We start from the raw sequence: 12142 nt of genomic DNA, 5'->3' as shown, positions 1-12142 counted from the left end.
TGTTTGTGGCGGTCTGCTTGGCGGGTCGCATCATCGGTGCAGATCCCTTCGACGGGTGTGGGCTCCAGCCGTTTTCCCTGTCCGTGAAAGGTTCTGACGCGCCTTGCCGACTCTCCGGCCGGTCGTCGTGGCGGGTTTATGACATGAGGCGTATCCGCCACACTCCATGCGTTGCATCGGATCCGTGCGGAGCATGAAAGTGAATGCCGAATGCGGCAAGTACTTCTTTCTCGCGATGAGTAGGAGACGCTCGTGCATCCAGCGCGTCATTTTTTATGGCGACCTCGAAAGGGCGGCATCTCGAGAGGTCTCTCGATGAGACGTTTCGGGCGGGGCCTGGCCGGCGCGGTCGTCGGCATCACCGTCCTCGGGACGGTTCTGCCGAGTACCCCGGCGGCCGCCTCCGGACCGGCCACGGATCCGACCTCGGCCGCTTCCAGCGACCTGGCCCTGCCCGCGTCGGTCCGTGACAACGTTCTCCAGGCGGTCGCCGCGGCCGGGGCGGACGTGCCGCTGACGCTGGTGACCGGCGACAAGGTGCGGATCGGTGTCACCGGGGACCGGCGTCCGGTCGTCCGTGAGATCGAACCCGCGACACGGCCCGGGCACGCATCGGTCCTCTTCCACACGGTCACCAGGAACGACCAGGTCTACGTCGTACCGGACGACGCGTTGTCGCTGCTCGGCGCCGACCTGCTGGACTGGGAGCTCTTCAACGTCGCCAAGCTGGCCGACTGGGCGGCCGCGGGCCGGACCGGCGAGGTCCCGGCGATCGCCGAGTACACCGCGACGGCCCGTGCCCGGACGGCGACGACCGCCGTCGGCACGACCGACGGGACCGTCCTGCCGAGCATCAACGCCCGCTCGATGACCATCGAGGGCGGCGGCCGGTGGTGGCGCGAGGTGCGCGGGGAAGGCACCGACAAGCCCGCCGCGTTACGGGCGGCAGGCCCGCTCGCCGGTGTGGACAAGGTGTGGCTGAACGAGCTGATGACGGTCCGGCTCGACAAGTCCGTACCGCAGATCGGCGCGCCCGCCGCCTGGGAACGCGGCTACGACGGCTCGGGCGTGAAGGTCACGGTGCTGGACAGCGGCGTCGACGCCACCCACCCCGATCTCGCCGACCGGATCACCGAGGCGGTCGACTTCACCGGCAGCCCCGACGGTCCGGTGGACGGCCACGGACACGGCACGCACGTGGCGTCCACGATCGCCGGTACCGGCAAGGCGTCCGACGGGCTGCGCCGAGGCGTGGCGCCCGGGGCGAAGCTTTCCATCGGCCGGGTGTGCGACAAGGACGGCAGGTGTGCCGGCGACGCGGTCGTCGCGGGCATGGAGTGGGCCGCCAAGTCCGGTGCCGACGTGGTGAACATGAGCCTCGGCGGCCAGGCCAGCGACGGAACGGACCTGCTGAGCACCACGGTCAACAAGCTCAGCCGCTCCTACGGCACCCTGTTCGTCATCGCCGCGGGCAACAGCGGCCCGGACGCCGGAACGGTCGGGTCGCCGGGTGCCGCCGACGAGGCACTGACCGTCGCCGCCGTGGACAAGAGCGACAAGATGGCCTCCTTCTCCAGCCGCGGACCCCGCCTCGGCGACGGCGCGGCCAAGCCGGACATCGCGGCTCCGGGTGTCGCCATCGCCGCGGCCCGCGCCGAGGGCACCACGATGGGCACGCCCGTCGACGAGCACTACACGTCCGCCAGCGGCACCTCCATGGCCACTCCCCACATGGCCGGGGCCGCGGCGATCATCGCCCAGCAGCACCCGGACTTCACCGGGCGGCAGATCAAGGCGCTGCTGATGGCGACCAGCAAGGATCTCGGGCACGACCTGTACGCCCAGGGTGCCGGCCGGGTGGACCTGGCCCGCGCGGTCGATCCGAGGATCGTCCCGGACGGGAACCTGAACTTCGGCCGTTCCGAGTACCCGAACCCGCCGGTGTCCAGGAAGGTCACCTACAGCAACTGGACCGACGAGCCGATCACCCTCACGCTCTCCCTCTCGGCGTCCTCCTCGGGCAAGCCCGCACCGGCCGGGCTCTTCGCACTCAGCGCGGACAAGGTCACCGTGCCCGCCGACGGCTCGGCCGACGTGACGGTGACCATGGACGGCACGGCGCTGGACGCTTCCGGACAGTACGGCCGGTACGCCGGCACCCTGACCGCCGAGGACAGTGCCGGGGCACTGCTGGGATCGACGCGGATCGCGGCGTTCCCGGAGCCGGTCCGCCACGACGTGACCATCAAGGTCACTCCTCCGGCCGGGGCCACCGACGTGTCATACGGGAGCGTGCTGATCGTCCCGGTCGACGAGGACGAACTGCACCTGTACGAGGACCCGCTGACGGTGCCGGGCGGTGAGACGGTCAAGGCGCGGGTCTTCTCCGGCAGCGTCGCGGTGGCCATGGCGGTCACGTGGCGGGACGCGGCCGGTGATCTGCACAAGGCGGCACCGATGGCACCGCAGGTGGCCGTCGACGGGGCGACCACGGTGGAGCTGGACCTGAGGAAGGCCAAGCCGGTCAGGGTGGCCACCCCGGAGCCGACCGAGACGTACCGCGCGGTCTTCAAGGTCGAGCGGACCTCCGTGGACGACGCCTGGGGGCTCACCGCGCAACTGGCCCTCGAATACGGTCCCGGTGAGCCGAACTGGTGGGCGCTTCCGACCGGGAAGGTCGGCCTCGGCACGCTCGACTTCGGAAGCCGGCACGTCCTGGTGCCGCCGTCGGTGACGATGAAGGTGACGGGCAACGGCGGCTCCTTCGGCCTGGACGCCCGCTACGCCACACCGGACACCTCCATCCATGGCGGGGTCCAGACGTGGAAGGAGAACGGGACGTCCGTGACGCGCCTCGTGCGGTCGACGATCCCCCGACTGCCCTCCAAGGGGCACAAGTCCGTCGTCTACGCGGGCACCGGCTCGGACGGGGAACTCGCCGAGGTCGATGCCAAGGGCGCGCTGGTCCTGCTGAAGCCGACCGACATCTGCACGAAGACCTGCGACTTCACCGTACTGCGCAAACGAGTGGCGGCGGCCGCCGCCGCGGGCGCGGCCGGGGTGCTGGTGACCGGCACCACCGACCGGGTCACCCTGCTGAACTACGAGCCCCGGACCTACAAATGCGCGGACGGTCCCGACAGCTGCCCGCCGGTCGATCCCTACGCGGCACTGCCGGTCGTGACCGTGCCCCCGGCCCGGGCCGCCACGCTGATCCGGCGGATCGAGGGCGGAGCGAAGCCCGGCATCCGGGTCGAACTCGGCGGCAGCAAAGAAGTGTCAGAGGCCTACGCTCTGTCCTTCCACTCCTCCGGCCGGATTCCCGGCAGCCTGCCGTACCGGGTCCAGCCCCGGGACCTGGACCGGGTCGACCACCGCATCCACGCCGACCGGCCCGGTGTGACCCCCCACCTCAGCTGGAGCCGGTCGACGAAGTCGGTGCCGGCGGGAGAGGAGATGGAGCTGCCCAAGCCGGCCAGCCAGCGGCAGGTCACCACGCTGGTCGGGCCGCGGGACGACGACGCCATCGACCGCTTCGAGGCGTCCGTCAGGGATTACCTCGCACCGTCCGCGGCGCGTTCGTCGGGCTCGGCGGAAAACCAGGACATGGTGCTCGGAAGAAGCAACGTGATCGACTGGAACGCGGGTCCGTCCATTCCCGGCGCGGTGCCCCAGGTCCGAACGAAGTCGGGCTTCACCGTCAGTGCCGGCCTGCCGTGCGCCGGCTGCCGGGAGACCGACCGTTTCTGGCCCACTCTGTACCTGACCGGCAGCGGGGGCGGCCGCCAGTCCGTGATGGGCGTCCTCAACGACTCGGGCGGCACCTCGCTGATCTACGGGATCCCCGCGTGCGCGCCCTCCGACTGCGACGTCAGCCTCTTCGACGGCGGCGGCCGTGAACTCCCGCAACGGCTCGTCCCGGCCGAGTTCGTCTTCCAGCTCGGTGAGCCCGGCAACGTGCCGGACCTGGTGTCGAGGGGTGAGCGGTGATGACCGAACCGGCGAAGGAGACTGCTCCGATGAACACGGCCGCACCGTCGAGGTGGCGCCGGAAGGTGAATCTGGCGGCGTCGGCCGCCGTGGCGGTGCTCGCGCTGACGGGGTGCTCGGTCAGCGCCGACGTCGTCGCGTACGACCTGCCCGCCGAATCGGCCCGCTACTCGCTCCGGACGGAGACCAACGGGGTCGAGACCGTCTGGAAGTACACGTCCGGCCGTCCGGCCGAGGCCGACACGCCGACATCCCAGCCGTGCGTCGCGGACGTCCTCGTCAAGGACCCCGGTCCGTGCCGTCCGGAGCCGTTGATCTTCCTGCGGTACGACCTGGACCTGGCGCTGGACAACACCGCGGAGGCCGACACGATCCACTCCGTCACCGTCACCGGCTACTACCAGGAGCGGATCAGCACGCCGCCGACCGTGACCCGTCTGCGGGCGGAGGCCAGCTTCGACGGCGGCAAGACCTGGCAGTCGGCGAGCACCCGGCCCGACAGGAAGAACACCTTCACCGCACGCATCAGGCATCCACGGCGTGACAAGGCTCCCGAAGGAGTCGCACTGCGGATCACCGCGACCGACAGCGAGGGGAACACCGTCGAACAGACCATGCCCAAGGCGTACCGACTGCGCTGAGGCGAACCGATGAAGCGGTGAACAGACCCGAGGGGGTACGGCCGGGGCGCGGTGTGAGACCCGCCCTGGCCGTCCCTCGCGCTCCCGAAGGCGGAGAGGCATCTTGCTGTCAGACGTGCTGGGACTCACCCCCGAAGAGGCGGACACCTATCGCACCCTGGTCTCGGTGGTCTCCGCCACTCCCGCCGGACTCGCCGAACTCGTCGGCTGCGACGTCCGCCGGACGGTAGGCATCCTCAGCAGGCTCGAAGGCCGGGGACTCGCCGCGCGCAGCCTCGGTGACGCCACCCGGTTCGTCGCCTCCCCGCCGGCGTCGGCGCTGCGGGCGCTGCTGGTCCAGCGGCAGAACGAGCTCAATCTGGCGGAACTCGAACTCGACTCCCTCGACGAGATCTACCGCGCGGCCACCCGCGGGCGCGGCACGGTGGAGGTCGTCGAGGTGATCCACGGCAGCGAGGCCATCCGCGAGCGCGTCGGGCGCATCCAGCTCGGCGCGCGCGAAGAGATCATGAACCTCGTCAAGCCGCCGTTCTTCTCGTCCGGCAACATGACCGACGGCGCGACCATCGAGCGCGGTGTCCGCTACCGCGTGGTGGTGGAGCGCGGGACGCTCGACGGGCAGGCCCCGTCGTTCGACGAGATCATCGAGGCGCGCGCCGCGGGAGAAGAGGTCCGGATCGCCGATGCCGTGCCGCTCAAACTCTTCATCGTGGACAGCGAGTTGGCCATCGTTCCGCTGCTCGGCTCGGCCAGCACCGCGAAGGCGGGAGCCCTGCTGGTGCACGAGAGCAGTCTGCTCGACGCGTTGATCGCGTTGTTCGAGTCCGAATGGGAGAAGGCGACGCAGTTCGTCACCTCCGTGGGTGCCCTGCGGAACGCGCCGGTCGTCGACGATCTGGGCGCGCAGATCCTCAGCCTGTTGCTGACCGGCCTCACCGACCAGGCGATCGCCACCCAACTGCGTACCTCCCTACGGACGGTGCAGCGCCGGATCAGGCATCTGATGGACAGCGCGAACGTGCAGAACCGCATGCAACTGGGCTTCCACGCGGCACGGTTGGGCTGGCTCGACGACGGACGGGACGACGCGGGAGGGGCGTCCCGCTTCAACGCGGTATCCCCGGCCGCCCGGTGATCCGCCGGCCGGTCGCCGGGGTGCGGCGCGCAACAGGCTGCGGTCCACGGCGACTTGCCGACCGTGGGATAGGGTGCCGCCGAGACGAGGGTCCGCCCGGTCCACCCGAGCCGCGCCGAGGACAGGCGAGGCGGCCGCCCGAGAGGGGAGCTGGATGCTGCAGGCGCTGGGACTGAGTCTGGCCGAGGAGACCGTCTACACCGCTCTGCTCGCCCGCCCGACGGCCTCCGCGCACGACCTCGCCGGGCAGACCGGACTCGACGAGCCCGAGACCACCCGCATCCTGCTCGGCCTGTCCTCACGCGGTCTGGTGGCGATCGCCGCCGAGGCCGAGAGCGGCGTACCCGACTCGCAGGGCCTTTCGACCCCCCGTTACCGGCTCACCCCGCCCTCGGTGGCCCTGGCCCCGCTCCTCGTCGAGCAGCGCAACGCACTCCACCGGGCCGAGACCGCGTTCTCGATGCTGACCGAGCAGTACCGCAGCACCGCCGCGCACCCCGCGGGCAGTGTCATGGAGGTGGTCGTCGGCGTGGAGCAGGTCGCGCACCGGTTCCACCAGCTCCAGCGCGGCGCCCAGCGGGAGTTGCTCGTCTTCCTCGTCGGGGATCCCATCGCGGTGCCACGTGCGGACGCCGACGTGTCGGAGAGCTCCGCGCTGGACCGGGGGGTCGACTTCCGGGTCGTGGCGGCCAAGGACTACCTCGACGGTCCCGACGTGGGCAGGGACGTGAAAGAGGCCATCGGGGCGGGTCTCGAACTCCGCCTGGCCGACTCGTTGCCGCTGAAGATGGTCGTGTCGGACCGGGAACGAGCCATGGTGCCGCTGGACATGACGGACTCCGGCGACGAGCCGAGCGCCATCGTGGTGCACCGCAGCGGTCTGCTGACGGCCCTGGTCCATCTCTTCGAGAGGGAGTGGGACCAGGCCCGTCCGCTGTACGCCACCACCACGGGCGTGCGCGCGGACCCGGCGGGCGACCAGCGGCCGACCGAGGGGGAACTGGAGGTCCTCGCCCTGTTGTTGGCGGGGGTGTCCGACCGGCGGGTGGCCTCCCAGCTCGGTCTGTCGATCCGCACCGTGGAGCGGCGGACGCGCCGTCTGATGGACCTCGCCGGAGCGGATTCGCGACTTCAGCTCGGCTGGCACGCCGCACGCGCGGGCTGGTTCTGACCCGCCCGGCCGGCGCTCGCCCGGACGGATCGCGGCGAAGAGGGGCACGGGTCCACCTCCGTCCGCGGGGCCGGGGCCCCAACGGTCCCACGAATCACCGGACATGCCCGTGTGGCGGGATACCGACATGCGGGAAACCCGTCACGCGCGGCATCCCCGGCCGATCCGCGGGTCTGCCAGGCTGCACCCCACAACCTGGCATGTTCACGGTATTCATTGGGGAGATTCATGCGCTCCATAACGCGTACGGCTCTGGGCGCGGCGACCGCCGTCGTCCTGAGCGTCACCGCGGTCTCGCCTTCCGGGGCAGCGGACACATCGCCTGACGAAGCGTCAGGGAAACGACCCGTCGTCGGCAGCGGGACCGCGGCCGGCGGCAAGCAGGTGTCGGTCACGCTCGTCACCGGTGACAAGGTGCTGGTGACCACGGACGCGTCGGGTCGCAGCTCCGCCGCCGTCCTGCCCCGCGAGGACGGCACCCAGCCGGTGGTCCAGACGTACCAGAGGGGCGAGGACCTCTACGTCTACCCGGAGGACGCCTCCCGGGCGATCGCCGAGGACAAGGTCGACGAGCAGCTCTTCAACGTCACCGGGCTCATCCGCCAGGGATACGACGACGCCCACACCGACGCGCTCCCGCTCATCGCCACCTACCGGAAGGGCGTGAACCTCGCCGACAGCGCGCCCGCCGCGCCTCGCGGGGCGGAACGGGTCCTGAGCCTCCCGGCGGTGGACGGCGCCGCGCTCGAGGCGGACAAGGACACGGCCGCCACCTTCTGGCAGGACGTCACCAACACCCGTTCGCGTTCCGCCTCCACGCTGAAGAAGCTGTGGTTGGACGGCAAGGTCGAGGCCACGCTGGACCGCTCCACCAAGCAGGTGCACGCGCCGGAGGCGTGGAAGGCCGGATACGACGGCAAGGGCACCAAGGTCGCCGTGCTGGACACGGGCGCGGACGCCGAGCACCCGGACCTGGCCGACCGGATCACCGAGGCCGAGAACTTCACGGACTCCAAGGACACCGCCGACCGCGTGGGCCACGGCACCCACACCGCCTCCACCGTCGGCGGGACCGGAGCGGCGAGCGACGGCCGCAACAAGGGCGTCGCCCCCGGCACCTCCCTGCTCATCGGCAAGGTCCTCGACGACTACGGCTACGGCCAGGACTCCTGGGTCATCGCGGGCATGCAGTGGGCCGTCGACCAGAAGGCCGACGTCGTCTCCATGAGCCTGGGCAACGCCTCGGACCGTGACTGCACCGGCCCGGTGTCCCAGGCCACGAAGCAGCTCGCGCAGAGCACCGGGTCACTGTTCGTCGTCGCCGCGGGCAACTCCGGTCCGGGCACCGAGACCGTCTCCTCGCCCGGCTGCGTGCCCGAGGTACTGACCGTGGGCGCCGTCGACCGCGACGACACCACCGCGCCGTTCTCCAGCCGCGGTCCGGTGGCCGTCACCCACACCCTCAAGCCCGAGATCGCCGCCCCCGGCGTCGGCATATCGGCGGCCAACGCGGGCGGCCGGGGCGTCTACGCCTACCAGTCGATGTCCGGCACCTCCATGGCCACCCCGCACGTCGCGGGTGCCGCGGCCGTCGTCCGCCAGGCCCACCCGGACTGGACCGCGCAGCAGGTCAAGGCCGCCCTGGTCTCCTCCGCCCGCACCGGCGGCGAGGTCGCCGGAGCGGACGAGACCGGCGCCGGCGTGCTCGACGTGTCCGACGCGGTGAAGCAGAAGGTGCTCGCCGCACCCGCCGTGCAGGCCGGCAGCTACGACTGGCCGCAGGACGCCTCGGACCGCACCACCGTGCAGGTGCCCCTCACCAACACCGGCGGCAGGGACCTCACCCTGAACCTGCGGGTCAGCGGGGTGCACGGCAACGACGGCAGCGATGTCCGCTCCGACATCGTCGAACTGACGCAGGACAGGGTGCGGATCCCCGCGGGGGCCACCGTCCGGGTGCCGCTGCGGATCGACCCCACCGCCCGTCTGAGGGACTCCCAGTACGGCGCGGTCACCGGCCGGATCCTGGCCACCGGCGGCGACGCGCACGTCTCCGTGCCCGTCACCCTCTACGTCCAGCCGGAGACGGTCACGCTCCGGGTCAAGCTCATCGACCGCAACGGCAACCCCGCCGCCGGCTCCTCCTCCCTGGACATCGCCAAGCTCGACATCGACAAGGGGGAGCGCCGCACCAACGCCGGTGCGGCAGAGCAGACGTTCAGCGTGCGCCCGGGCGACTACGCCCTGAGCAGCTTCGTGACGTCGTACGACGCGAACAAGGTGCTGGAATCGGTCAGTTACCTCGCGCGGCCGCAGCTGCGGATCACCCGTGACACCACCGTCGTCCTCGACGCCCGCGAGGCCCACCGGCTGAGCCTGGAGACCGAGCGCCCCTCGGCGGTGGACAACACCACGTTCAGCTACGCCCGTTCGTGGGACGACACCTGGCAGGCCTCCGGATCGCTCTCGATCGCCAAGACCGTCCAGAACCTCTACGCGGACGTCGACGGACGCGCCACGAAGGGCACCTTCGAGTTCCGGCCCACCTGGCGCGCGTCCGGCACCGAGGACGGCAAGCCCTACGTCTACAACCTGTCGTTCCCGACCGGGGGTCCGCTGTACTCCGACCGGGTCTACCGGCCCAGGGACTCCAGGCTGGCCCAGGTCGAGGAGACGTGGAAGGCCATGGGCAAGGAGGCCGACTACCTGGACGCGCTGTTCATCCGCCCCAACGGGACCGACAGCGGCTACGTCCCCGTCAGCCCGTACGGCAAGATCCACGTGCCCGTCACCCGCACCGCCTACTACACGACCGGTGACGACGCCTGGTACCACGGCGCGATGACCAGCTTCCCGTTCGCCGCCTTCATGGGCGACCAGGAGCGCACCTACCGGACCGGACAGCGCGGCTCCGAGGAGTGGTACGGCGGCCCCCTGAAGCCCGCCGCGCCGCGCGACGCCGACGGCGAGCTGATGCTGGCCGCCGAGCGACAGGGCGACCTGATCGGCTTCCAGAACGCGCTCTGGGTCGACGGCTCCGGCGACCACTGGACCTACGGCGGATCGTTCGGCGACCTCGGCAACCTGGTACTGAAGCGCAACGGTGAGCAGATCGGCAGGAGGATCGATCCCTACGGCGTGTTCCAGGTGCCGGACGAGGACTCCGCGTACGAGCTCACCCAGAACCTGGAGAAGATCCTCTCCGGCGACCGGAACTGGCTGCGCTCCACCGCCGCCACCACCACGTGGAGCTTCCGTTCCCACCGGGAGCCGGACGTCTACTCGCGCGGCCTTCCGATCCTCACCCCGGTGTACGACCTGCCGACGGACGGGATGAACACCCTGCCCGCCGAGAGCGGCATCAGGGTCGGTCTGTCGGTCGAGGGCCACGCCGGGTACACCCCGGGCGCGATCACGAAGGCCGCGCTGTCGTACTCCTACGACGGCGGCACCACCTGGACCGAGGCGCCGACCGAGCGGCGGGGCGGCCGGTGGACGGCCGTGCTCGACCACACCGGCGCCACCGGCAAGCAGGTCATGACGAAGGTCGCCTTCACCGACTCCAAGGGCAACGCGGTGACCCAGACCATCACCCGCGCCTACGACGTCCGCTGAGGATCCGGTCCGACCGGTGGATGATGCCTGCGGTGGACGAGCTCCCGGTCAAGGGAACCGCGTCCACCGCAGGCTTCGCACATGCGTCCATCAGCCCGGGCCCTTCTGTCGGAACGGTCGCGAATGCTCGCCGAAAAGCGCAGATCCGGACCCGTGATGGTTCATATGGGTCGGGACCTGTCGCGAGATGATCGACAAGTGCCTCGGGGCTCGCCCCAGCGGTATGAGATTTCGTGCTGTATGAGAGGCTCGGGCGGGTGAGCGAGACACCACCGAACACCCTGCAGTACCGCTTGGACGGGCCGGAAGACGCGCCCGTGCTGATCCTGGGGCCCTCCCTGGGCACCACCTGGCACATGTGGGACAGGCAGATCCCGGAACTCTCGAAGAGCTGGCGGATCTTCCGTTTCGACCTCCCGGGACACGGCGGAGCGCCCGCCCACCCCGCCGGATCGGTGGCCGAGTTCGCCGAGCGGCTGCTGGCGACCCTCGACCGGCTGGGCATCCAGCACTTCGGGTACGCGGGCTGCGCGTTCGGCGGGGCCATCGGGCTCGAACTGGCACTGCGCCGCCCCGAGCGGGTGGCCTCCCTCGCGCTGATCGCCGCCTCGGCCCGCTTCGGCACGGCCGACGAGTTCCGCCAGCGCGGGGTGATCGTGAGGTCGAACGGCCTGGACCCGATCGCCCGGACCTCGCCCGAACGCTGGTTCACGAGCGGTTTCGCGGCGGCCCAGCCCGCGATCACCGAGTGGGCCGTGCAGATGGTGCGCACCACCGACCCCGGCTGTTACATCGCGGCCTGCGAGGCCCTCGCGACCTTCGACGTGCGGGACGAACTGGGACTGGTCGGCGTGCCGACCCTGGTCCTGGCCGGTTCCGACGACGAGGTCACCGGACCCGCGGAGGCGCGCACCCTGGTCGCGGGCGTCCCGGACGCCCGGCTCGCGGTCGTCCCCGGTGCCTCGCACCTGGTGCCCGTGGAGCAGCCCGCCGCCGTGACGGACCTGCTGGTGCGGCACTTCTCCAGCGCCTGGCTGCCCCCGTTCGACTCGTCCACCGGCCAGATGGCCGTCCAGACGGCGCAGGCCTACCCGGTGCAGGCCGCGCCGCCGCTGGTCACCCCCTTCGCCGAGATCGCCCCGGCCCCCGTCGCGCCCGAGCCCGCCGGGCGGCAGGACCCCTACGACATCGGGATCAAGGTGCGCCGCGAGGTGCTGGGGGACGCGCACGTCGACGGGACGCTGGCCTCGGCGGACGAGTTCTCCGGGGACTTCCAGGAGTTCGTCACCCGGTACGCGTGGGGCGAGATCTGGGACCGGCCCGGACTCGACCGGCGTTCGCGCAGCTGCGTGGCGCTGACCGCGCTGGTCGCGGGCGGCCACCTCGACGAGCTCGCCGTCCACACCCGCGCCGCCCTGCGCAACGGTCTCACCCCGGTGGAGATCAAGGAGGTGCTGCTCCAGACGGCCGTCTACTGCGGCATGCCGGCGGCGAACAGCGCTTTCCGGGTGGCCCAGAAGATCATCCGTGAGGAGACGACCCCCCAGGAGTGAGCGGAGGGAGCCGTCCGGCGGACTTGTCCGCAGGAGT

General features: G+C 71.1%; 6 protein-coding genes. All 6 read left to right on the top strand.

Going from position 1 to position 12142, the window contains the following annotated elements; all coding sequences use genetic code 11:
* The first annotated feature begins 315 nt into the window (after positions 1 to 315).
* On the top strand, positions 316 to 3990 hold the full coding sequence (locus ACFW6B_RS21245; RefSeq protein ID WP_386598030.1) for a S8 family serine peptidase: 3675 nt from the start codon (positions 316 to 318) through the stop codon (positions 3988 to 3990).
* A gap of 29 nt (positions 3991 to 4019) precedes the next feature.
* Positions 4020 to 4631, top strand: a complete 612-nt coding sequence (locus ACFW6B_RS21240; RefSeq protein ID WP_386598029.1) for a hypothetical protein — start codon at positions 4020 to 4022, stop codon at positions 4629 to 4631.
* Between the two features lie 103 nt (positions 4632 to 4734).
* Positions 4735 to 5766, top strand: coding sequence for a helix-turn-helix domain-containing protein (locus ACFW6B_RS21235; protein WP_386598028.1), 1032 nt, complete (start codon positions 4735 to 4737; stop codon positions 5764 to 5766).
* Between the two features lie 154 nt (positions 5767 to 5920).
* The gene (locus tag ACFW6B_RS21230) at positions 5921 to 6937 is read left to right on the top strand and encodes a helix-turn-helix domain-containing protein (protein ID WP_386598027.1); all 1017 of its coding nucleotides are present in this window, start codon (positions 5921 to 5923) and stop codon (positions 6935 to 6937) included.
* Between the two features lie 228 nt (positions 6938 to 7165).
* A complete protein-coding gene (locus ACFW6B_RS21225; protein WP_386598026.1) occupies positions 7166 to 10552 on the top strand; it encodes a S8 family serine peptidase in 3387 nt (1128 codons plus the stop codon).
* Between the two features lie 257 nt (positions 10553 to 10809).
* Positions 10810 to 12105 carry an alpha/beta fold hydrolase gene (locus ACFW6B_RS21220; RefSeq protein ID WP_386598024.1) on the top strand — a complete coding sequence of 432 codons (1296 nt, stop codon included), beginning with the start codon at positions 10810 to 10812 and terminating at the stop codon, positions 12103 to 12105.
* The last annotated feature ends 37 nt before the right edge of the window (positions 12106 to 12142 follow it).

Origin of the sequence: Streptomyces sp. NPDC058751 (assembly GCF_042746485.1) — a bacterium.
Classification (GTDB): Bacteria; Actinomycetota; Actinomycetes; order Streptomycetales; family Streptomycetaceae; genus Streptomyces.
The sequence above is the reverse complement of the archived record's forward strand: the minus strand, read 5'-3'. Positions and strand labels throughout refer to the sequence as shown.

Coding starts and splice junctions, on each gene's coding strand:
- ACFW6B_RS21225 (WP_386598026.1), top strand. CDS start 7,166: ATGCGCTCCATAACGCGTACGGCTCTGGGCGCGGCGACCGCCGTCGTC.
- ACFW6B_RS21240 (WP_386598029.1), top strand. CDS start 4,020: ATGAACACGGCCGCACCGTCGAGGTGGCGCCGGAAGGTGAATCTGGCG.
- ACFW6B_RS21230 (WP_386598027.1), top strand. CDS start 5,921: ATGCTGCAGGCGCTGGGACTGAGTCTGGCCGAGGAGACCGTCTACACC.
- ACFW6B_RS21245 (WP_386598030.1), top strand. CDS start 316: ATGAGACGTTTCGGGCGGGGCCTGGCCGGCGCGGTCGTCGGCATCACC.